Origin of the sequence: Paenibacillus farraposensis, assembly GCF_020736845.1 — a bacterium.
Taxonomy (GTDB): domain Bacteria; phylum Bacillota; class Bacilli; order Paenibacillales; family Paenibacillaceae; genus Paenibacillus; species Paenibacillus farraposensis.
Genome location: NZ_JAFFQR010000112.1, coordinates 849,905 through 872,873 on the forward strand (window position 1 = coordinate 849,905; position 22,969 = coordinate 872,873).

The 22,969-nt window shown below is 49.1% G+C and carries 18 protein-coding genes; all 18 read right to left on the reverse strand.

Annotation, left to right across the window (positions count from 1 at the left end; all coding sequences use genetic code 11):
- Nucleotides 1–1,101, reverse strand: a complete 1,101-nt coding sequence (locus tag JO375_RS22780) for a glycosyltransferase (RefSeq protein WP_229526597.1) — start codon at nucleotides 1,099–1,101, stop codon at nucleotides 1–3.
- Between the two features lie 28 nt (nucleotides 1,102–1,129).
- Nucleotides 1,130–2,278: a glycosyltransferase family 4 protein gene (locus tag JO375_RS22785; protein WP_229526598.1), complete on the reverse strand. Its 1,149-nt coding sequence runs from the start codon at nucleotides 2,276–2,278 to the stop codon at nucleotides 1,130–1,132.
- Nucleotides 2,275–3,462, reverse strand: a complete 1,188-nt coding sequence (locus tag JO375_RS22790; protein WP_229526599.1) for a glycosyltransferase family 4 protein — start codon at nucleotides 3,460–3,462, stop codon at nucleotides 2,275–2,277. Before JO375_RS22790 ends, JO375_RS22785 begins: the two co-directional genes overlap by 4 nt.
- Nucleotides 3,449–4,288 (reverse strand): glycosyltransferase family 2 protein, encoded by an 840-nt coding sequence (locus tag JO375_RS22795; protein WP_229526600.1) that lies wholly within the window; start codon nucleotides 4,286–4,288, stop codon nucleotides 3,449–3,451. The genes JO375_RS22790 and JO375_RS22795 overlap by 14 nt, the downstream gene beginning before the upstream one ends.
- A 22-nt stretch (nucleotides 4,289–4,310) precedes the next feature.
- Nucleotides 4,311–5,690 carry a lipopolysaccharide biosynthesis protein gene (locus JO375_RS22800; protein ID WP_229526601.1) on the reverse strand — a complete coding sequence of 460 codons (1,380 nt, stop codon included), beginning with the start codon at nucleotides 5,688–5,690 and terminating at the stop codon, nucleotides 4,311–4,313.
- Between the two features lie 5 nt (nucleotides 5,691–5,695).
- Entirely contained in the window at nucleotides 5,696–7,138 is a 1,443-nt protein-coding gene (locus JO375_RS22805) for an O-antigen ligase family protein (protein ID WP_322098781.1), read from the reverse strand.
- Nucleotides 7,139–7,143: 5 nt separating this feature from the next.
- A complete protein-coding gene (locus tag JO375_RS22810) occupies nucleotides 7,144–7,914 on the reverse strand; it encodes a WecB/TagA/CpsF family glycosyltransferase (RefSeq protein WP_229526603.1) in 771 nt (256 codons plus the stop codon).
- 4 nt (nucleotides 7,915–7,918) lie between these two features.
- Nucleotides 7,919–9,256 (reverse strand): O-antigen ligase family protein, encoded by a 1,338-nt coding sequence (locus tag JO375_RS22815; protein ID WP_229526604.1) that lies wholly within the window; start codon nucleotides 9,254–9,256, stop codon nucleotides 7,919–7,921.
- 10 nt (nucleotides 9,257–9,266) lie between these two features.
- Nucleotides 9,267–10,202, reverse strand: a complete 936-nt coding sequence (locus JO375_RS22820; RefSeq protein ID WP_229526605.1) for a glycosyltransferase — start codon at nucleotides 10,200–10,202, stop codon at nucleotides 9,267–9,269.
- A complete protein-coding gene (locus tag JO375_RS22825) occupies nucleotides 10,202–10,900 on the reverse strand; it encodes a sugar transferase (RefSeq protein ID WP_229526606.1) in 699 nt (232 codons plus the stop codon). The genes JO375_RS22820 and JO375_RS22825 overlap by 1 nt, the downstream gene beginning before the upstream one ends.
- A gap of 16 nt (nucleotides 10,901–10,916) precedes the next feature.
- Nucleotides 10,917–11,807, reverse strand: coding sequence for a UTP--glucose-1-phosphate uridylyltransferase GalU (gene galU, locus JO375_RS22830; protein ID WP_229526907.1), 891 nt, complete (start codon nucleotides 11,805–11,807; stop codon nucleotides 10,917–10,919).
- A gap of 42 nt (nucleotides 11,808–11,849) precedes the next feature.
- Nucleotides 11,850–12,488, reverse strand: coding sequence for a CpsD/CapB family tyrosine-protein kinase (locus JO375_RS22835; protein WP_229526607.1), 639 nt, complete (start codon nucleotides 12,486–12,488; stop codon nucleotides 11,850–11,852).
- Nucleotides 12,472–13,215: a YveK family protein gene (locus JO375_RS22840; protein WP_229526608.1), complete on the reverse strand. Its 744-nt coding sequence runs from the start codon at nucleotides 13,213–13,215 to the stop codon at nucleotides 12,472–12,474. The genes JO375_RS22835 and JO375_RS22840 overlap by 17 nt, the downstream gene beginning before the upstream one ends.
- A 286-nt stretch (nucleotides 13,216–13,501) precedes the next feature.
- Nucleotides 13,502–14,140: a response regulator gene (locus tag JO375_RS22845; protein ID WP_229526609.1), complete on the reverse strand. Its 639-nt coding sequence runs from the start codon at nucleotides 14,138–14,140 to the stop codon at nucleotides 13,502–13,504.
- 116 nt (nucleotides 14,141–14,256) lie between these two features.
- Nucleotides 14,257–15,894, reverse strand: a complete 1,638-nt coding sequence (locus JO375_RS22850) for a sensor histidine kinase (protein WP_229526610.1) — start codon at nucleotides 15,892–15,894, stop codon at nucleotides 14,257–14,259.
- Nucleotides 15,895–16,197: 303 nt separating this feature from the next.
- Nucleotides 16,198–20,796, reverse strand: a complete 4,599-nt coding sequence (gene gltB, locus JO375_RS22855; protein ID WP_229526611.1) for a glutamate synthase large subunit — start codon at nucleotides 20,794–20,796, stop codon at nucleotides 16,198–16,200.
- A gap of 473 nt (nucleotides 20,797–21,269) precedes the next feature.
- Nucleotides 21,270–21,953, reverse strand: coding sequence for a metal-dependent hydrolase (locus tag JO375_RS22860; protein WP_229526612.1), 684 nt, complete (start codon nucleotides 21,951–21,953; stop codon nucleotides 21,270–21,272).
- Nucleotides 21,954–22,108: 155 nt separating this feature from the next.
- Nucleotides 22,109–22,921 (reverse strand): cell wall hydrolase, encoded by an 813-nt coding sequence (locus tag JO375_RS22865; RefSeq protein WP_229526613.1) that lies wholly within the window; start codon nucleotides 22,919–22,921, stop codon nucleotides 22,109–22,111.
- Between the last annotated feature and the right edge of the window lie 48 nt (nucleotides 22,922–22,969).

Genomic DNA, 22,969 nt, shown 5'->3' on the forward strand with positions numbered 1-22,969 from the left:
TCATCCTCCTTTTAGAAAATTCACATAGGCTTGCTCTACATACTTTTTTAATTGATCTTTGAATGTACTTTCATCAAACTTGTGAGCATGGGCAATGATATCATCCACATTCCATGCATGCTGCTCAACCCTGGCGACTGCGTCCAGCACATCATCCACTTGATGCTTGCGGAAAAACACACCGTTTACATCAGGGACAATGGTATCCAGCGCTCCGCCGCCCTGAAAAGCGATCACGGGACGGCCGGCTGCATTCGCCTCAAGCGGCGTAATGCCAAAATCCTCTTCCCCCGGAAAAACGAGCGCCCGGCATTCGGCCATCAGCTTGTTCACTTCTTTATCCTCAAGCCTGCCAAGGAACTCAATGTTCGGGGAAGCCATGGTCTCCAGCCTTTTACGGTCCGGTCCTTCGCCGACAATTCGCAGCTTGAGACCGTTGCGTTTGAATGCCTCGATCGCCAGATCGATGCGCTTGTAGGACACCAATCGCGATACGATCAGGTAATAATCACCGATGTTTGCAGCACGTTCGAAACGGGATGTATTAATAGGAGGGAAAATTACATCCGCCTCCCGTTGGTAATAGTGCTGAATTCTCCGCTTGACGACGGAAGAATTGGCGACAAACTGGTCTACGTTGCGAGAAGTTTTGGCATCCCATGTTTTCAACCGATTCATATACAGCTTGAGCATGCTTTTGAGCAGGTTGGATTTGGACTGCCGGGCCATATATGTATCGTAATCCCAGGCAAATCGCATCGGTGTGTGACAATAACAAATGTGAAACGTGTGTTTAGGTACCTGGATGCTTTTCATAAATGCGCTGCTGGAGCTTAACACAACGTCGAAATCCCTAAAATCAAAATCACGGATAGCGATGGGATACAGCGGCAGCACTCCTTTGAAATTGGCTTTCACTCCAGGGAGGTTTTGTAGCCAGGTGGATCTAATATCCGCATCCTTCAGGTTGTTCGACAGACGTTCGTCGCTGAACACTGTGGTGAAGATCGGAGCCTCCGGATACATATCGTGGAATACCTCTACCACTCTTTCTGCCCCGCCCATTTGGATTAAGTAATCGTGTGCTATCGCTATTTTCATCTGAATCATCCTTTAATGAGAATGTCGGTCAGACTCCTGCCAACAATCCCTTATAGTAATGAACTATATCCTTAACCGTGTTCTCGATGACAAAATGCTTTTTGACCCGTTCCATCCCTTTCTCGCCCATTTGCTGACGCTCCTGCGGATGCTCCAGCATCCAGCGTATAGCCGCTTCCAGCTTGGCCGGGTCACCCGGTTCAATGAGCAGCCCGGTTTCACCCGGCACTACGGTTTCCCTGGGTCCGCCCTCATTCGAAGCAATCACCGGCAGGCCAGCGGCCATGCCCTCGATAATAACCTGGCCGAATGGCTCCGGCGTGATAGAAGTATGAATCAACAAATCACAGCGTTGCATCAAGCCTTGAATGTCATCGACGTGTCCCAGCAGATTGACGTTATCCAATCCATATTCGCTCATCGTGGATTCCAAACGGCTTTTGTATTCCTCTTCACCGAACAATGCATCTCCGGCCAGCCAGAATTTCACCCGCTTATCCGGCAAAAAGGAGCGGGCTGCTTCCAGTAAAATATGCTGTCCCTTCCATTCCGCCAGTCTGCCGACCAGTACGACGTTAAAAGAGTCATCATCCCGTGCATTTGCAGACACATCACGAGCCGTGATCGCTTTTGCAAAGGCGGAGTAGACGACGAGCGTCTTTTTATCCGGGGGCAGCTCCAGCGCACTCAGCGTGGATTTGGAATTGGCAATGACCCCATTGGGCAAAAAACGCGACATCAGCCGGATGCCTTTGGCTACAATCGGCTTGAGGTAAGGCGGGCCGATGTGGTCACGGATGTGCCAAATTAGCGGCAGCTTTGCCGATTTGGCAGCGACTGCCCCATACAGCGCAGACTTGAGCGAGTTGGTGTGAACACACGCGACCTTCTCCTCGCGGAGCAAGGGCGCCAGTTTTCTGCCATAAGCCAGCAGCTGATAGGCTGCCACAGGCGCCCCCAGATTAACTGCGTTCCGTCCCCGATTGCGAATCGAATCGTCCAGCGGAACAATACGCACATCGATATTGCGCTGCCTGAGCCGCTCGGCCAGATCGCCTTCCTCCGCCAAAATGACGAGCGGGTCAATATGCTCCCCGATATTCGTCAAAATGTTATACAAAGCAACCTCGCCGCCGCTCCATCTTGCCGTATGGTCAATATAAGCTATTCTCATCATTTCGCCGCCGCCTTTCTGTCAAGGACCTGCCGGAATACATCCTCCACCTGCTCCGCTACATGTCCCCATGTATATTTGCTCAGAACATGGTCCCGGCACTCCTTTGCATTCGGAAGGAGTTCAGGATGATCCAGCACTCGCAGCAGCCCCTGAGCTATAGCCTCGCTGTCTGTTCCCTGAAACAATAGCCCCGGTCGGAATCCCCTTAAAATCTCCTTGTTGCCGCCCACAGGAGTAGCGAGTACCGGCAGCCCTGATGCCATCGCCTCCACCGTGATCAGGCCAAATCCCTCCAGCGCCTGTGTCGGCACAACGAATACATTTGAAGCCTGGTGATACAGCGGAAGCTCCTCATCCGATACATAGCCGAGCAGCCTTACATGGTTTTGAAGATTGTATTCCGCCACCTTGAAGGCCAGTTCCTCCATCAGGGGGCCCCTTCCCCCAATCAACAGCAAGTGATCGGGATGTCGCTCAGTTACCCGTCGCCATGCCTCGAGCAGTTGCAACAATCCCATTCGGTTAACCAGACGACGAACGGTCAGCACAATCGTCGCATGCTGCGGCAGATTCAGCCGTTTCCGCACCGCTGCCTGATCCTCTGCCGGATGGAACCTGTCTACATTCGCCGCACCGGGAATGATATGGATTTTGCTAAGCGGAACCTTATAGTGCTCGTGCAAAATATCCCGAAAGGTTTCACTCAGCACAATAAATTGGTCCGCCAAACGATAAGCCTTCATTTCAATGGATTTGGCCATTGTCGTTTTCAGCAGATGCTTGAAGCCTTGCCCTTCAATCTTCATTTCCTCTGTCCACGGGCCGTGAAAAGTAGTAACTACCGGAATTCCGCGTTTTTTCGCCTCCAGCGCCGGTCCGACACCGTAGGGAGCAAAATGGGAATAAAGTACATCCACCGGTTGCTTGTCGAACAGCTCTGCTGCATATTTTTGCATGAGCTCTTTGCGCTTCCAAATGGATTGCTGCTTGCTTCCAATCGCATGAATCCGGATGCGGTCCCGTACCTGCGGCTGCTCGTCACTGCAGATTAATGCATCCAGCGTATTGTGCTCTGTTGCAAGCTGCTCACAGATGGACTTGAAATAAGTATTTAGACCGCCTGCCTGCAAGGACGGCCAGCTAAGACCCGTTGCCGCAATGCGAAATCCGTTATTGTACGACATAGCTTGTTTCTCCTTTCTGCTCAGTCTGTCCGTTATCCACAATCTCCAGCTTTTTTCGCCGCTTGGTCAACTCGTAATGCTTGAAGCAGACAAGAAACTCATACATTACCCAGAAGACCGCTACGGCAAACCCTGCCAGCCCCTTGCGGTATAAGCCCTGAACAAAATATTTCTGTACAAAGCGGGCAGGGGGCCGCAGCAACAACCTCGTGATCCGAAAGGATTTGCCTTTGTTAAATGCCGTTTCTGCTTCGAGATCCGTATACTTGTTAAAACGGGTCATATGATCACTGATGCTGCGAAAGCCGTAGTGCCATAACACCCCATCCAGATTAACAATCTGGGAAGGAGCTACATCCGGCATTTCATGAACAAGACTGTTCGTAATGCCATAAATACGCCGGTTGTACAGACGAACGAGGTATTCGCCTTTGTTCATCCATTTGCCGAGAAAGTCGCCGATCCGGAACACAGCATACGCTTTGGCCGGATCGTGAAGTGTTTCCTTCACCTTCCAGATCTCGCCAAGCAGCTCTGCATCCACCACTTCATCCGTGTCGATCAGGAAAATCCAGTCAAATTGTGCCTTATCAACACCGAACATGCGCTGCTTAGCATAGCCAGGCCACGGGTTGGAAAACACCCGGCAGCCCAATGATTCAGCGACCTGAATCGTGTTGTCCTTGCTCCCTCCGTCAACGACGACAATATCGTCCGCAAAGGGCTTGCAGGATTCAATGGCAGCCTTGATTCGAATGCCATCATCCTGAGCGATAATAACTACGGATATCCGGTTGTCCGCGGGAACGCTAGACATGTGGTTCATTAGAGGGTGCCTCCTTCTTTTTCTAACCGTTAACTGGCTTTTTCCGAATGTAGTGCAACATTGTTGATCGGAGCCATTGAAAATCTTGTTTGGAAATAACCAGTCTAGGAATTTTCATTTTCAGAACGAATTTAACATTCCATAAAATGAAAACGAACCGTAGAATCCCCGAGGACAACATGGCTATCCCTGCACCCGTCAAACCGTACCTTGGAACGAGTATGGACAACAATGGAATAACGAGCGTCAAGCCGACACCTTGTAAGATGGTAACCAGCTTGGGTTTGCCCAGTGCCATAAATTGTTGTGCCAGTACCATAGTTCCTCCACTGATAGCAACCTCAAGGACCAGAAAGCGGAATACCGTAAGCGCCTGTTTAAACTCTGGACCATATAACAATGTAAATACCAACGGAGCAATCAGCATCAGCATCGCCGCAGCCAAAATGGTGACCATCGAAGTCACGCGAAATACCCGAAACGTGATTGCCACCGCGTCCTCCTTATTCAGTCCGGAGGCTTTGGGAAAGAGCACGACAATAATCGAGGTTGAAAATACATTTACCATTCGGGCCAGGCTGACCGCTACCGCATATAAACCGAGATCAGCCGGTCTGAGCAAACCTGCAATCAAAATCTGATCAATATAAGTGGAAACCTGCCCCATCAGATCGTTTCCGTATGATCCCATACCGTAGGTAAAGAGATTTTTGAATTGGGTCCAGCTATTCTTTACCTTGGGTTTGTACAACCGAATCATTCGGATCGTAACACCGATATAAATCGGCAGGCCTGGCAGCAAATAAGCCAGTGCTGAGGTGTACGGATTCATATGGCCCGTCAGGATCAGAATCACCAGGCCCAGCAGCGTGCTCAGCGGTACAAGATAACGGAACAAATTGTATTGCTTGTATTCCGATCGAACTTGAAGCAATGCATTATTGATTTGTGAAATCGCAATGAGCGGACACATCATCATGGAGCATTGCGCAAACAGTATGACTGATGAGGAAAAGGAGCGCAGCCAATAAGGAATCAAAAACACTCCGACGAGTGTCGCCAAGCCCCCGAACATCGCAGCCAGCAGCAAAGCGAGACCATACAGCTTACCTGTTTCCTCCGGTTTTCTTTTTGCATTGTAGATCAAGGCAGACGGTACGCCAAAGCTCATGCAGAAGGCGAGGAACTGGGACCAGTTCACCATGGCGGTCTGCTCCCCGCGTCCGGTAGGGCCTAGAAACCGGGCCGTCAGTACACCTGTCAGCATATTCACGACGAGAATCAGCATACTGAAAATCATCGTTTTGACTGCTGCCGAGCTGTTATCCTTGCTTTTGGCAAAGCGAACCACCGTGGACCATACTGTCCGGACAGGTGCGGATATTGTTTGTAAGTTTTGCACAGCCTTTACCTTCTTTCCGCGATGACATCTTTCGCCCACAGTCCGATTCCGATCATCATCCAGATCAGATAGCCGCGCATACCGGGAAAACCGTTATCCGATATCAGACTGGCGACAGCTCCGGCCCATGTAGCCAGCGCCAGTCTGACATAAGGCTGAGTGGAATCCCGCTCGGCAATACGGACAAGGAGGTGCTTGATGATAACGAACAGACCGCCGAAGAAAAAGAATGCCCCGAAAATACCGAAGGTGAGGAAAATGGCAATATAGCCATTATCCATAATTCCTAGTTCACCGAGATCGCCGCCGTTATCCAGCTTGGTTCCAATTCCTACACTCCCGATGCCCTGCCCGACCGGATTGCCCACAACCGCCGGAATCATCGTATTCAGCAAATCCAGGCGCTCATTGTACGAATGATCCTGTTGAATATCCGTCAACGTCTGCATACGAGCCACCAGCCCCTCTGCGCCCGGGAGTTTTGGAACAATCATATAGAGAAGAAGACCGACAACAGCCAGTTGAAACAAGGTCTTCCACTTCCCCTTGGAGGATGAACTGAGAATGTAAGCCAGCAACATGACGAATGCGATCAGCCAGGCCGAGCGCACCAGCGTGACCAAGAGACAAACAACTGTCAGCAAAATACCAATCCACCCCAGGGTGCCGCGCCACCGTTTTTCCATCAGCATCGGTACAAGCGCCATTGCCAAAAAAATAGCGCAGGGACCAGGCGAGTTCATAGTAGAAAAAACTCTGATTTGAAGCGGCTCCGGCAAGCCGATGGAATTCATTTCTACATTATTCATCCAAAATGCATCCCAGGGAGGAACCGTCAAATACTGGACAATGCCATAAATCGCCACAAGAACAGCTATGTTGGCATAGGAGTACAGCAGCCGGTCCAGCTCCTTCCCCTTCATCGGCTTGATTGCAAGATAAGGCAGCAGGAGCAAAGGAATCACATAGTTGGCCAAATCATAAGCAAAAACAATGCCATTTTTGAGCAATCCGACCACACTTCCGTAGGCCAACTCTATGCCAAAGAACACAGCAATCCGGGTCAGGGGTTTTTCCACCTGATGAAGCCCCCGCAGCGCGGGAATAATCAGCATGCTGCTTACCAGCAGCGGTGCCAGACTCAACAAGGAAACCGAGTGGTACGTCCCCTCCATCCAGTCCACAATCCGGCGGATTTCCGGCCCCACCGCCCATACAACTAACGAGTAAGGAATCAGCAGCCGCGATTGAAAGATTGCCAGCAGAAAGGCTGGAAAAACGAGCGCTAGCAATATGGCTCCTTGCTGGCTCGTGGTGGGATTCATCTTGGCGCTGACAAATCCGATGACAAGCGGCAGCATGCAAGCCAGCACCCCCGCGCCAATCATGCCGATTCCCCGCCGATTTCCCAATAAAATAGACATCTGCTGATCTGCCAACCGACTCACGTTTCTCACCTCTGACCTCCCTTCATCCGTTCCCGTTTGAATATTTCCTTGAACAGCAGCACAAGAAACTGGGAATCCTCGATCAAATATCTCCTCCACAAACGTTTAGGCTCCTGAGACAACCGCCAAAACCATTCAAAGCCCGTCTTCTGCATCAGCTTTGGTGCCCTCTTCACATTTCCCGACAGAAAATCAAAAGTGGCTCCCACTCCAATCGAAACCGGAGCGCGGTATGTCTCATAGTATCTGTAAATCCATTTTTCCTGTTTGGGTGCGCCTACGCCTACAAAAACGATGTCCGGCCTGGCCTCTTGAAGCAAGCGGACAATGTGTTTGTTCTCTTCCTCATTTGACTCAAAGCCATAGGAAGGAGAGTAGCAACCCACCACATTCATGTTGGGATACGATCGCTGGAGATTGCGCATGGCCTTCTCCGGTATACCGTCAGCCGCACCCAGAAAAAACAGTCGGTAGCCCCGATCCTCAAAAGCCTCTCCCAGCCGGATAAACAAATCTGATCCCGACACCTTTTGCTTGAGGGGCTTTTTCAGCAGCTTGGAGGCCCATATGATAGGCATGCCATCGGCCACTATAGCTCCTGCGTCCGAATATACCTTGCGGAATTCATCATCCTTGCGGAGTTTGATCACATGATCGACATTACAGGTCAAAATGTAGGAATGACGCTGATGCACAATTGAAGTATCTATAAATTCGAGTAGATCGTTAAAATCGTAATTATTAAAGTTGACATCGAACATGTTCACTCTGCTCATCGTATCACTTCACTTTGCAAAAATCGGTTTGAGTAGATGTCTGGTATAATGCATTCAAATACCAGCAAAACGGAATGATCATCTGAACCGTCGACAACGTATTATCTGAAAAGGAATAAATCAGAAAGCCCGCAATCAAGCTTGCAAAATAAGGTTTGATCGATTTGGCAAGCGCCCGGTAAATAAGAACGAACACAACCAGCAATGAAAGCATTAGAAGCCCGCAGCCAATATATCCCGTGTCAAAATAAAAGCGTATATACTCGTTATGTGGTACAACAAAACCGTTGAATAGCGTTCCATCATTTGCAACCGTTACTGCACCAAGTCCTCTGCCAGACCACGGGTAATCATGAACTTTGTTCAAAAAATATTCCCATGCCTCCGAGCGCCCCGACAGGTCAATGCCTGTATCGGTCTCCCGCTCGAAGGAGCGTTTTTTTAAATTGTTCCATTGCAGGGCCACTGCCCCCAGAGCAACCAAAAACGATCCGGCCAGCGGTAGCAAATAATTGACTTTGCCCTTGAGGTACTGACGGGCAATATCAAACAGATACACAGCAAGCATCAATAACAAGGCCAAAATCGGCCCGCGAGTACCAGTAGCGATCAAAATCAGGAAATTCAAAGCTAGTACGGTGTAATAAAAGGCAGCTTGCTTCGGCTTGCGCTTGATCTCAATCAGGGAAACGGCAATTCCGAGAAAGGAGAGCATCGCCAGATGCGGCGGTATGTTCGCTCCCTGTATTCTTACCGCGCCCGTAAATTCCACATCGGTAAATGAATGCAGCCCTGCGGCCTGCAAGCCTAATCCAATGACCACACTAATCGTGGGCAGTAAACTGATCAGCAGAATATGCTTTTCCGCCACCTCCTTTTTCCACTGAATCAATAAAAAAATAAAGGGGAGTGATAATCCGACGAACGCCTTCACTGCAATCGAGGTCGTCAGCAAAGGCAGCCATGCTGAAAACCCAAATGTAATCCCGAGCATGACCACCAGGGCCCAGACCGGATAACTGAACTTGAGACGTATACCGTACACGAGCATACAGGGCACCAGCAGAGCCAAAATACCCAATTTGTACAGGGACAAGATCTCAATGCCGAACACGCCGCCCTGATACAGGGAATCTACCGATACTGCTGTGCTTAGCAAGACTGCATAACCGATGCGCTCCGGATGATGAATAGAAACGGCCAGCAGAAGCAGCAAGCATACTGCAGCAATACTGGCCGCAGGCTGATATGTAGCCGCAATTCCTACAGCAAAAGCGCCCAGCAGAAAAATAAAAACATGCTGTATGATGTTCATTCTGGAAGTCCAAGGATAATTGCTCATGTTCAATTTTTCACCCCGCAGCTGACTCGCTTTTCCGGTTGCGCAACGTATCCAGCGTTCCGCGAATACTTTCAAACCTGCATCGGTTTAACAGCTTCCTGCTCTCAGTACGTGCCAGCAGCGAATCCATCGTGATGTATAACACTTTGGCTGCTGTCTTTGCCATCAGCATTGCGTTGCCAAGCAGGCCTACAGCCTGAGCAGCGTTAGACATGCCTTGACAGTAGTAGCGATTCATAATCCATTCCTTCGTTAGCCGTGCCGCCGGAACAAAATGCTTTACAGCCATGTGCGGATGATACATGATCGTTCCGCCATTTTTGCGAATTTGCTCAAATACCCATGATTCTTCACCAGACAACAGGATATCTCCCTTTCTGCCCAGATGAAGCGGGAACATGACCGCGGCAAAAGCTGTCTTGCGCATGGCCATATTGGCTCCGAACGGGTTCAGTCCCACCGGATACTCGCGTACGGCCTTCCCCAGATCAATTATTGTGTATGGCAGCTCAAGCGGGCCTGTCAGCCACCCCGGTCGCTCCGTTTCAAACATAGGCTCAATTTTGCCGCCCATAGCCGTCAGCTCGGAATTGCTCCCAAAAGCCGACATAATCGTTTGCAGCCATGTAGCACAAGGGATGGCATCATCATCCAGAAACGCAATGACTTCTGCTCTCGATAGCGTAATGCCCGCATTACGAGCAGCGGACAAGCCTTGCTCGCGCTCATAATGATACCGGAGGTGAATATGCTGACCATGTGCGGCACTAAATTTTTTGATCGTCTCCGCTGTATGATCGGTGGACCGGTTATCGACCACAATGATCTCAGCCAGTGCAAGGTCCTCCAGCTTCAGCAGAGACATTAGCGTTTTTTCCAGCAGGTCCGCCCGGTTATAGGTGCAAATAACGACAGACACAGCGGGACATCGCTTGAATACATCCATCAGTAAGCATCCTTGGAGAACAGCATCTTAACGCCTGTTTTCATGATGATTTTAAGGTCAAGCCACGTATTGCGGGCATGGATATACTTCAAATCCATTTGCACCATTTCTTCGAAGCCTACGCTGTTACGTGCGCTCACCTGCCAGTAGCCGGTACATCCCGGTGTTACAATCAGGCGCTGCTTGTCATAATCGGTGTATTGCTCGACCTCGCTGGGCAGTGGCGGACGCGGACCTACTAACGACATGTCCCCGACCAGCACATTCCACAGCTGCGGAATTTCATCAATACTTGTCTTGCGCAAGAAACTGCCAACCTTCGTAATCCGGGGATCGTTTTTAATCTTGAACATGGCGCCGCTCACTTCATTCAGCTCCATTAAGTCCTTTTTCAGCTCCTCGGCATTGGATACCATTGAACGGAATTTATACATGTTGAATAACTTCTCGTTCTTGCCCACCCGGATTTGCTTGAAAAATACGCTTCCCTTTGGATCTTCGAGCTTAATCAGTATGCCTACGACTACAAAAAGCGGAAGCAGGAAGATCAAACCCACGAAAGACAACAGGATATCAAGGAAACGCTTTGTGACCAGGTAAGACGTTTTATCCTGGATTTGTGTATTTCCGTATGGCATGTAAAACGCTTTACCTGACATGACAGCCTCGCCGTCCTCCGGTAAATTTTCCATGCTCATGCTGACGTACCTCCTCTCAACCTACTGTGGTTGTTTTCTCGGTCTTTTTCAACCATTCATGCATGGCCTCCATAACCGGATACTTCAGATCATCGTTGGCGAGTGCAAATTCAAGTGTGGTCAAAATATATCCGAGACGCTCACCTACGTCATATCGGGTGCCTTCAAAGTCATAAGCGTAGACGCGTTCGCTCTGATTCAGCTTTTGGATGGCATCCGTCAGCTGAATTTCGCCGCCAGCACCTTTTTCCTGAAGATCAAGATATTTGAAAATTTTCGGCGAGAACACGTAGCGGCCCATAATCGCCAAGTCGGATGGCGCTGTGCCCGGAGCCGGTTTTTCTATAAAATTGTTTACTCGGTACAAGCGTCCGTCCTGTTGATCCGGTTCGATGATGCCGTAGCGGTTCGTGAATTCCTGCGGAACCCGCTGCACGCCGATCACGGAATTTTGTGTTTCCTCATATTGATCCATGAGCTGGCGCAGGCAAGGTGTCTGGCCTGTTACGATATCATCGCCCAGCAATACACCGAATGGCTCGTCCCCGATAAAACGTCTGGCGCACCATACCGCATGTCCAAGACCTTTGGGTTCTTTCTGGCGAATGTAGTGAATTTCCACTCCAGAAGAGCGCTGTACTTCTTCCAAAAGCTTCAGCTTGCCGTCCTCCAAAAGTCTTGATTCCAGCTCAAATGCGTTGTCAAAGTGATCCTCAATCGCACGTTTGCCTTTACCCGTAACGATAATGATGTCCTCAATACCGGAAGCAATCGCTTCTTCGACAATATATTGAATCGTAGGCTTATTGATGATTGGAAGCATTTCCTTTGGCATTGCTTTGGTCGCAGGAAGGAAGCGTGTACCTAGTCCTGCTGCTGGAATAATGGCCTTTTTCACTCTCTTCATCATCGCACTCATTCTCCTTGTTTCATTGAATTTTGGTGTTGCTTACTTCACCTGATTCATCACAATTCCAACCAGTGTCGCACCGGCCTGTTCCATGAGTTGCTTGGTTTTGCGTAGATCATCGCGTCTGGTCCGGCCCTGTCTGGCGACGAGAATCACACCATCCGTCAAGCCCGCGATCAGGCGGGCATCCGTATAGTTCAGCGCTGGCGCAGAATCGAGCAGGATCATATCGTATTCACGTTTAAGCTCTTCCAGCAGTTCTCCCATGCGTTCGCTGCCCAGCAAATCTGCGGCGTTATACAAGGTGTCTCCACCTGGAACAACTGATATCTCCAGGCCTTCATGTCTAACAATGGATTTGGAAGAAGCGCCGCCGCGCAAATAAGCCGATAACCCCCCTGTATTCTCCATTCCGAACATCTCGTGTAGCGCCGGTTTATGCAGATTGCAATCCACCAAAGCCACCTTTTTGCCTTCCTGAGCAAAAGTAACCCCGATATTGGCAAGCAGCGTGGTTTTACCCGCTCCGTTTTCCGGCGAGGTCAGCAGCAGGACCGTTCCACGGTCCTTTTGCCTGATGACCTGCTGCCGGATATATGTACGGAGGGAACGAAATGATTCGGAGATATACGACGAAGGATTGCTTTCTGTAATCAACAAGTCATTCAATCGCAGCATATTTACGCTCCCCTACCCGTTCTTTGGAATTTCCAATTGTCCCGTCGATGTCCTTCTTGCGAATGACCGGAATCGATGCAATCACTGAAAGACCGATATCTGCATCCGCTTCTTTTTCCGATTGCAGAGTTCCGTTAATACTTTCCAGAAACACAATCGTGCCCAGCGCAATCATCAGCGATACAAGAAAGCTAATTGCAATATTCATGAGCGGATTTCCATTAGTCGGGTCAGGATGGACCTGCGGGTCCGCTTCATTCAAAATTTTCACATTATTTAATCCCATCAGCCCCGGAACCGTCTGCACGAACTTCTGAGCTACCGCATTGACAATAGCAGCGGCCTGTGAATAGCTCCCTGCCTCAAATGTCAAGCCAATAACCTGGCTTTTATCCGAGGATTTAATCTGGAGCTTTTCGACCAACTTTTGCTGCGTCAAACCAAATTCCGGATGAGTTGCTACGACAGCCTCCATAATTTTGGGTGAAGTGAGAATTTGCTTGTAGCTTTCCACCAAATTAAGACTTGTGTTGACGTCGTTCAGATTGTTGCTTCCCTGCTTGGCGGAAATGTGGTTAATCAGCAGCTGGCTTGAAGCAGAATAGACTGGCTTTACGACAATGCCGCTCACAATGTAAGTCGTTACACATGAGAGCAAGACAAAAATCGCAATCAGCCACAATCTTCTTTTGATCAGGACCAGATAATCCAAAATGGTTTTCTCCACAAAAATCCTCCCTCCTGTACAATTTCTCTTCTTATCTTAAGTATGACTTTATTGTAACAATCTGCTTTGTGGACGACATGGAACCGAATGTCACTTTCTCCCTCACCAGAGAGGAAGGGGAATGTATACTTTGGGATACGGCATGGTATACTTTTGTACCATTTTTTGTCGATATTGCCGAAAAAGAAATCGAGAAAAAGCCCCAAAACCACCGAAATTGGTGATTTTGGGGCTTTTTCTGCTGCTTGCACGCGAACGTGTGGCGCAGCTTGATGAAGTCAGCGCATCATACCATGTTGGTTGGCTCGTACTTCGCCAGGCCAATGGCATTGGCATACAATGCTGCCTGCGTACGATCGGCCAGCCGCAGCTTGGCCAGAATCTGACTGACATGTTTTTTGACAGTAAACTCACTGATAAATAACCGGGATGCAATTTCACGATTGCAGGCGCCCTGCCCCAGCTCGACCAACACTTCCTTCTCCTTCGGTGTCAGATCGTCTGTCAGGTTGCCTGCATCCTCACGCAGCTTATTTTCTAGAATAGCCGGATCATAATATTTGCGTCCTTTGTTGACAAGGTGAATCGCGTAAATTAGTTCCTCAGGCAAAGCCTCCTTAAGTACATAACCGTCCACGGAAGCTTCCTCCGCTTTCAGAAAATCTTCACGTGTTGCAGAAGAGGTCAGCAAAATAAATTTGCTTCTGAACCCGCGCCCGCGTGCAACCTTGATAATATCCAGGCCCGATTCATCGGCTAGCTTCAAATCCAGCAGCACCAGGTCTGGATCTGTTTCCTCAATCACTACAAGCGCCTCCTGTTGATTCTTGGCCTCTCCCGCAAACTGAACATTGGGCTGCATAGATATAACTGCAGCTAGTCCTTTTCGTACTAAAGGATGATCATCGACAATGACAATTTTCATGATTCTGCCTCCTGTCTACAGTTCAGGATTTGCATAATCCCTATGTATCCGATTGTTACCGCAGATTTTGTATTGCAGGATGTTCATATATGTTATTCGAGAATTTTACCAATCCCTTATTTATAGGCATTTACCGGAATAGACAATCGGATCTGTGTCCCTTCTCCGACTCGACTTGAAATATCAAATTCGCCTCCCATCGATTGAGCTAAATATTGCATATTCATCATACCCAGGCCTCCGCCTGTTCTGACCGCCTCACCTCCTGCTACTAATCTCGCCGTTTCAAACCCTACTCCGTCGTCATGTATAGACAGTCTGATCACTATGGGCGTCAATTTTAATTTCACATCAATACGCTTGGCCAATCCATGCCGGATGGCGTTTCCCGCCGCTTCGGAAATAATGCGGAACAAAGCCTTTTGGTATAAATACGGTAGAGAATAATGATCGCCATGAATATCAAAATCAATTTGGATATGGTTCAGCTTGGAGAGTGTATGCAGATGGCTTTTCACCGTCCCTAACCAGGTTAAGCCTCCGCTTTTTTTCGAGCTCAGGCTATGAATTGCCCCTTTCAGCTCTCTGACCGCTTGGTTGGCCGATTGCTGTATGAGCTCAATTTGTTCCTCCACCTGCTCCTTAGGCTGATGACACCAGGTTTGCCGGAGAGAATGTGTCGCGTACACAATGCCAAAAAGGCTTTGTGACACATTATCATGCATTTCATTCGCAATCCGGTTCTGCTCGTTCCTTACAATCAGCTGACTTTCAATACGCTCCAGCTCGTAACGCTCCAGAAACCCAGCGCTCAGCTCGGCCAAGAATATGAGCTGCTGCACGAGCCAGCGTCTTCCTGTCAGGCTTTGATCCGGACCCAGCTGGAGACCGATCGTCGCTACAAAGCGAGTCGTCATCGGTACAGTGATCATCAGAAAATCGCCCCATTCCGGCAGATGTCTGAAAAATGGCTCACGCTCTTCCCTGAATTCCTTCTGATAATTCCCCAGCACTTCGAAGAGCTGCTCCTCTTCCTCTACCGTCCAGCCTGTCTGGCTGCTTTCCGGCGCATCCTCCTCCTGGCTATCCAGCCAGAAAAATGCACGACTCTGCTTCGTCAGCTTAACGGTATAGTCCGAAATAACCTGTCCCAGATTCAAAGCCTCATTGTGACTGGTCGTCTCCATGATGTGGTAAATCGACTTGATATGATCCATTGTCTCATTGGCTTGTTCCTTGGCCACCTTCAGTTCGTCTTTCATGACACCAATGACCTGCATCGCCATCATGGTCACAATCAATACCAGAAACAAATCGGTATTCTGTGATACAAGATCCCACAAAAAATATTGACCTGGTGTAAAAAAGATATAACAAAATGTGAGAACCAAGACGATATAAGAAACGAGGAGGGTCCAACTGTACCTCATAGATAGGTGGGAGCAGGCTACCAACATAGGGGTAATGACATACCATTTGAACGGACTATCCATACCTCCCGTCGGGAACAGCAGCAAAATAATCCCTGCGGTTTCTAGCGCAATACTGCACTTCAAGACCAGATCATGAAGTCTGAAATTGCGGTAAACCCACGTAAATAATGTAACAGAAAAAAATAGAAATACAATCAGTAAAAGCTTCTGCCACACGATTAATCTGGATGGCTCGAACAGAAAAAAAAGTGATGTTAATGATAACGATACATAACGGTACAAGAAAATCATTTTGTCTTCTGCTGACTTCTTCAACTTCATCCTGTCACCCTATTCTGTGTTTTGAAGGGACGATGGGTATACTAAAAAAATCATAACCAATCCAAAAATAAATAACAAGACATAAACTCTAACGCAAGCAGTTAAATTCTAAAAAAATTGCTACTTTTTATGACATATTTATCGTTTCAGGAAAACAATCTGAGGGTAATGTCAGAATTCATGACGTTTGTCAAGGGAAAAAATTACACTTTCAATCAAACCCAAAAAGGGACTTGCTGGTACCACCGTGGTTATAACGGCGGTATGCAGCAAGTCCTTTTTTAACAAGCTTGATCGGTTTCATTAGCCTCCGGTACGCGCCAATTCGCGCATACTAGCCTCAAATGCCGCCAGCAGAGCCTCATCCCCGCTCAAGCCAGTTGCCTCTTCTTTTTGTATCTGTTCAATCATACGCTTATAGTCCTTTGGAATCACTCGTACAAACTGCTGCACAGCAGTCTGCCAGTCACCCAAAATGCGCTGTCCCACTTCACTGCCCGTGTAAGTAACATGGCGCTGAATCAAGCCGCGCAACTCCGCTGCTTCCGCAGGGTCTTCTACACCCTCCAGCAGCACCATTTCCAGATTACAACGGTTCAGGAACGTTCCCTCAGGGTCATAGACATATGCAATTCCTCCAGACATCCCGGCTCCAAAATTCCGCCCGGTTCCACCCAGAACAACTACACGCCCGCCCGTCATATATTCACAGCCATGATCGCCAACGCCCTCGACCACAACACGTGCCCCGGAATTCCGCACAGCAAAGCGCTCCCCGGCAATTCCGCTAATATAGGCTTCCCCGCTGGTTGCTCCATACAAGGCTGTATTCCCAATAATAATGTTCTCTTCTGCCTTAAAGGTCGCTTTGTGGGGTTTTCTCACGATGACCTTACCACCGGATAGTCCTTTGCCGACATAGTCATTGCTGTCGCCTTCCACACTCAGTGTAATGCCTTTCGGAATAAACGCGCCGAAGCTCTGGCCCGCCGATCCAATGAAATTAAAGCGGATTGTATCTTCCGGTAGACCTGTAGCCCCATATTTGCGAGTAACCTCGCTGCCCAAAATTGTACCTACTGCCCGATTGACATTCGTTATAGGCATGGTTCCCTCGACAGGCGTTCCGTGCTTCAGTGCCTCTGCAGCCATCGGTACAAGTCTCTGCATATCGAGTGTCTCTTCCAGGCCGTGGTTTTGACGTTGTACACGATAACGTACACTTCCGTCTTCCAACTCAGGAGTATGCAGCAGCAGACTCAAGTCGATCCCCTTTTTCTTCCAGTGTGAATCAGCGTTTGCTGCATCCAGACAATCCGTACGTCCGATCATTTCCTGAATCGTCCGGAAGCCCAGCCCCGCCATAATTTCACGGACATCTTCCGCGATAAAACGCATAAAATTCACCACATGGGCAGGATCACCCACATAATTTTTGCGCAGCTCCGGATTCTGCGTAGCCACACCTACCGGACATGTATCCATTTGGCATACGCGCATCATAACACAGCCCAATGCCACGAGTGGCGCTGTAGAGAAGCCGTATTCTTCTGCACCCAGCAGGGCAGCTACCACCAAATCGCGACCAGACAGCATCTTGCCATCGGTCTCCAGCACTACGCGGTCGCGCAGGTTGTTCAGCATCAGCGTCTGATGTGTCTCAGCCAAACCCAGTTCCCAAGGCATACCCGCATGACGGATGGAGCCTTGCGGGGAAGCGCCTGTACCGCCGTCATAGCCGCTGACCAGAATAATGTCAGCCCGCCCTTTGGCTACCCCTGTAGCAATCGTGCCTACGCCTGCCTCAGACACCAGCTTCACGTTAATGTCTGCACGCGGATTGGCGTTTTTGAGATCATAGATCAGCTCCGCCAAATCCTCGATCGAATATATGTCGTGATGCGGCGGTGGTGAAATCAAGCCTACGCCTGGCGTGGAGCCGCGTACCTCAGCGACCCAAGGGTATACCTTGCGTCCCGGGAGTTGACCGCCTTCGCCCGGCTTTGCGCCCTGCGCCATTTTGATCTGAATCTCGTCGGCATTCACCAGGTAATTCGACGTTACGCCGAATCGGCCAGATGCTACTTGCTTGATCGAACTGCGACGAGAATCGCCATTGGCGTCCGGTACGAAACGTGCAGGGTTCTCTCCGCCCTCACCCGTATTACTCTTGCCGCCGATGCGGTTCATCGCAATCGCTAAATCTTCATGCGCTTCCTGACTGATGGAGCCAAAAGACATCGCTCCTGTTTTAAAGCGGCGCATAATCGATGCTGCAGATTCCACTTCATCCAGCGGCACAGGCTCACCGGCAGGCTTCAATTGAAGCATGGAGCGGATCGTCAAATGCTGCTCAGTTTCACCCTGCACCAGCTTGGCGTATTTCTTGTAAAGCTCGTAATCACCCGCGCGAACCGACTGCTGTAGCAAATGCACCGTTTGCGGGTTAAACAAATGCTCCTCCCCGTCGTTACGCCATTGGTAATCGCCGCCCGAATCCAGCACCTTGTCATTGCCGTCCTTGTCGGTAAAGGCACGGTTATGGTGGGCCAGCGCTTCCATCGTCACTTCCTCCAGCCCAATACCGCCAATGCGGGAAGGCGTCCAGGTAAAGTAACGGTCTACAAAATCCTGCTTCAGACCTACAGCCTCGAAAATTTGCGCTCCACGGTAAGACTGAATGGTGGAAATCCCCATTTTGGACAATATTTTTACGACACCCTTCGTTGTCGCTTTAATATAATTTTTAACTGCCTTTTCATGTGAAATACCGCGCAGCAAGCCCTGCTGAATCATGACATCCAGCGTCTCAAAAGCCAGATACGGATTCACCGCACTTACGCCGTAGCCAAGCAGCACTGCATAATGGTGAACATCTCTCGGCTCCCCGGACTCCAGCAAAATGCTTACACGTGTGCGTGTGCCCTGCTTGATCAGATGGTGATGCAGGCTGGAAACAGCCAGCAACGCCGGAATGGCCGCATTCTCTGCATCCACTCCACGGTCGGACAAAATCAGGATGTTATGTCCCTTATCAATGACACGGTCAGCCGCCTCGAACAGTACTTCCAGTGCCTTCCGCAAGCCTTCGGCGCCTTCCTTGGCTTCAAAAAAGATCGGAATCGTCATCGACTTGAAGCCCGGACGGTGTACATGACGAATTTTGGCAAAATCCTCATTGGACAGCACCGGCGATTCCAAACGAATCTGACGGCAGCTTTCCGGCTCCGGATGCAGCAAATTGCGCTCAGGTCCAATCATAGTTGCCGTTGACGTTACAATCTCTTCACGAATGGCATCAATCGGCGGATTGGTAACTTGGGCAAACATTTGCTTGAAATAATTGTACAAACGCTGCGGACGATCAGACAGCACCGCAAGCGGAGCATCGTACCCCATCGAGCCAATCGGCTCTGCGCCTGTAAGTGCCATCGGCTCCAGAATCTTACGCAGTTCTTCAAATGTATATCCAAAAGCAAGCTGCAACTGGTTTACATTTTCGTGCTTCGGCTCCGGCTGCTCCAATGCCTCCGGCAATTCATCCAGGTCAATCAAATGCTCATCCAGCCATTCCTGATAAGGCTCCTCAGAAGCGATACGTTCCTTCAATCCTTCGTCAGAAACGATTCGCCCTTCCTGGGTATCAACCAGGAGCATCCGGCCCGGACGGAGACGGTCCTTATACAGCACATTCTCGGGAGCGATATCTAGTACGCCCGCCTCGGAAGAAAGTGCGATCAGGTCGTCCTTGGTTACATAGTAGCGAGCAGGACGCAAGCCGTTACGGTCGAGAATCGCTCCGATTTGGATGCCGTCCGTAAACGCCATCGCAGCAGGGCCGTCCCACGGCTCCATCATGGTGCTATGATATTCATAAAATGCCCGCTTCTTCGGGTCCATGCTCTCATGCTTGTTCCAGGGCTCCGGCACCATCATCATAGCTACATGAGGCAGGGATCGTCCACTCAGATACAGAAACTCCAGTGTATTATCAAACATGGCTGTATCTGAACCATCTGGGTTGATCACCGGTTTTACCTTCCCGATATCTTCGCCAAATGCTTCACTTTCGAACTGTGTCTGACGCGCATGCATCCAGTTCACGTTGCCGCGCATGGTATTAATTTCTCCGTTATGAATCATAAAACGGTAAGGATGGGCACGGTCCCAGCTAGGGAACGTATTCGTGCTAAAACGGGAATGAACCAGCGCAATTGCCGATGTCACACGCTCATCCTGCAAATCCAGATAAAATTTGCCCACCTGCTCGGTTGTCAGCATTCCCTTGTATACAACCTTGCGGCATGACAAGCTCGGAATATAGAACGATTCACCTTTCGGGTCCTCTTCGTTATAACGAATCGCAAGCTCTGCACGTTTACGAATCACATACAGTTTCCGTTCAAAGTCCAGATCTTCCTTCAAATCGCTACTGCGGCCGATGAACACCTGACGCACGCCCGGCTTGGCCGCTTTTGCCGATTTACCCAACATTTCGTCATAAGTCGGAACATCGCGAAAGCCCAAACAATTTTGGCCCTCATCCATGATGATCTCTTTGAGCTTTTGCTCATGTGCCTCACGAACTTTGGGATCATTGGATACAAAAAGCATGCCTACACCGTAATGTCCAGCCTTTGGCAGCTTGAAGCCTAATCGCTCCGCTTCCTCTTGGAAAAACAGATGGGGCACCTGAATCATAATCCCCGCTCCGTCACCGGAATTCGGTTCGCTGCCCTGACCACCCCGATGCTCCATATTGACGAGCATGGTCAAAGCCTGACTTACAATATCATGCGATGGTTTTCCCTTGATGTGAGCAACAAAGCCCATGCCGCAGGCATCTTTTTCGAATTGGGGATCATATAGTCCCTGTTTGGGTGGTAAACCTGTCTGTCTCATAGAACGCAACCTTTCTGTTATAAAGTCATGCTGGCCTGAAATACAGGCGGCCGTATAGAAGACAGTGGCAACTAGAGGTGAATCAAAGAACAACTACGAGGAAAAGAGGATAAAGCATATGACGTATTCAGGGCGGTACGGTCCGCCGAATGCGCATATTTTTCAATAATTATGCAATGGCTTGACTCAAAAAAACACGTCGGATCCACTGATGAATCTAATTAGTTCTATCATTTTATCATTGACCTACCATGTTAGCAATTCAAAGTTTTTATAGTTGCGATAATAAATCTTTTACATTTCAGCATCAACGCACCAATGCAAAAATATGCTATATTTATGTATAAATATTCATCTTATAAAATCAGCCTTTTCTATTCCGCCTGGAACAGAAAAGGCTGACAAAGATGTCTTATAACAAATAGACGATCATGCATATTCCCGCAAATGCGGGCAAATTCAAGTATTCCGAATTAAAATTCGAGGCTTTCGCCGGGCTTCAAGGCTTTCCCTTCAATTCCTTCTTTGTGCAGACGGTCACAGAAAGCATCTCCGTCTTGCTCAATACCTGGGAATGTATTGTAATGCACAGGTATCACGCGTTTTGCACGCAACCATTTTGCTGCCAACAAGGCATCCTTTGGTCCCATCGTATAACAATCTCCAATGGGCAGTACCGCAGCATCAATGGAGTTGATTTCTCCAATGAGACGCATATCGCCAAACAAGCCGGTATCGCCTGCATGGAAAAATGTTTTGCCTCCCATGGTTAGTAGAATTCCTGCCGGCTCTCCCATATATATCGTTTGTCCATCCACCTTCAAAGACGAACTGTGGAACGCAAGCGTGAATTTTACATGGAAGCCATCAAATTGATGACCACCGCCAGTGTTCATACCGTGAGCTTTGGCTCCGAGGGATGAACAATAATCAGCCAGTTCCGCCACTGCAATGACAGGGCAATCATTGCGTTTGGCAATTTCGACTGCATCCCCAAAATGGTCGGCATGACCGTGTGTCAACAGCACCGCATCCACCTGAATATCCTCAGCCTGCACGACCGCTTTAGGATTCCCGGTCAAAAAAGGATCAATAATAATTCGTTTGCCCTCTGCTTCCACCAACACAACTGAATGTCCGTAATATGTGATTTTCATATCATCTGCGCCTCCATTGTCACTTTCAATATTCGGGTTGCTTTCCTTTATCCATTATACCACTTCTTGCATGCAAGCTTCACCTGTACACCAAAATATGCCCGGGAAAGCTGCCCTATTGTTTAGAAAGGACTGTTATTTGTAGAGGGCTGCCTTTATTTATAAAAGGTATGATGACCGATTGTTTTCACCTTGGTACGCGAATGATGAACCGTAAGGTCCTGGGCTAACGTCAGCGACAGGAAAAAACAGGTATTATCAGGCACAGCCTTATGGCCGTTCAAAGCAGCGTTAACGGCACGGATGCTGTCCTGGTTGGGCTGAACACGGCGAAGACGCCCGTTCGCGACCGGGCTAAATTGCGCTTTTTGATAAATTACCGCCTGAATCGTATCGGGAAATGAGGCTGACCGCAGCCGGTTTAAGACAACGTTGGCAACTGCCACTTTGCCTTCGTACGGTTCGCCTTCTGCTTCTGCCATAACTATTTTTTGCAGCAGGAGCAGTTCTTTAGCGGAGACATGATAGCTCCAGGTAGACAACGCCTTTTCATCCTGGGTAAGCATTTTTGCCTTCGTAAAGTAAATGGTTGTAGGAGGGGTTAGGATTGCGGACTTGCTATGCTGGACTTCAGGCTTTTTCGCGCCTGTGGCAACGTTATTCCGCGCCTGTTCCGCCTGCTTCATCTGGGAAGCGGGTAACGGAGCCGGCATGATGTCTTTCCAGCTTGGCTGCCCATGAGCTGTAACAAAGATGGGGCTTGTCCTGTTTGACCCGAAATGGGTCCCCATCCTATCGCCATCTGAAGAAGCCGAAGTGTTCCCTGACCAGCTCAGAGACTGCATAGATGCATTTTTATGATTTTTCTGTGTTTGCTGAACCTCAGCATACAGGCCTATCCCCAATATACAAACAAGCAGCACACTCAAAAGAGGTGCAAACCAACGATGTTCTTTAATGATTTCCATATTGTTCCTCCCGTTAACTGTAAGCACATTCCTCAGATATGTAAACTA

Coding starts and splice junctions, on each gene's coding strand:
- JO375_RS22785 (WP_229526598.1), bottom strand. CDS start 2,278: ATGATGAGAATAGCTTATATTGACCATACGGCAAGATGGAGCGGCGGC.
- JO375_RS22815 (WP_229526604.1), bottom strand. CDS start 9,256: ATGAGCAATTATCCTTGGACTTCCAGAATGAACATCATACAGCATGTT.
- JO375_RS22780 (WP_229526597.1), bottom strand. CDS start 1,101: ATGAAAATAGCGATAGCACACGATTACTTAATCCAAATGGGCGGGGCA.
- gltB (WP_229526611.1), bottom strand. CDS start 20,796: ATGAGACAGACAGGTTTACCACCCAAACAGGGACTATATGATCCCCAA.
- JO375_RS22820 (WP_229526605.1), bottom strand. CDS start 10,202: ATGGATGTATTCAAGCGATGTCCCGCTGTGTCTGTCGTTATTTGCACC.
- JO375_RS22790 (WP_229526599.1), bottom strand. CDS start 3,462: ATGTCGTACAATAACGGATTTCGCATTGCGGCAACGGGTCTTAGCTGG.
- galU (WP_229526907.1), bottom strand. CDS start 11,807: ATGAAGAGAGTGAAAAAGGCCATTATTCCAGCAGCAGGACTAGGTACA.
- JO375_RS22795 (WP_229526600.1), bottom strand. CDS start 4,288: ATGAACCACATGTCTAGCGTTCCCGCGGACAACCGGATATCCGTAGTT.
- JO375_RS22825 (WP_229526606.1), bottom strand. CDS start 10,900: ATGAGCATGGAAAATTTACCGGAGGACGGCGAGGCTGTCATGTCAGGT.
- JO375_RS22810 (WP_229526603.1), bottom strand. CDS start 7,914: ATGAGCAGAGTGAACATGTTCGATGTCAACTTTAATAATTACGATTTT.
- JO375_RS22865 (WP_229526613.1), bottom strand. CDS start 22,921: ATGGAAATCATTAAAGAACATCGTTGGTTTGCACCTCTTTTGAGTGTG.
- JO375_RS22845 (WP_229526609.1), bottom strand. CDS start 14,140: ATGAAAATTGTCATTGTCGATGATCATCCTTTAGTACGAAAAGGACTA.
- JO375_RS22850 (WP_229526610.1), bottom strand. CDS start 15,894: ATGAAGTTGAAGAAGTCAGCAGAAGACAAAATGATTTTCTTGTACCGT.
- JO375_RS22860 (WP_229526612.1), bottom strand. CDS start 21,953: ATGAAAATCACATATTACGGACATTCAGTTGTGTTGGTGGAAGCAGAG.
- JO375_RS22835 (WP_229526607.1), bottom strand. CDS start 12,488: ATGCTGCGATTGAATGACTTGTTGATTACAGAAAGCAATCCTTCGTCG.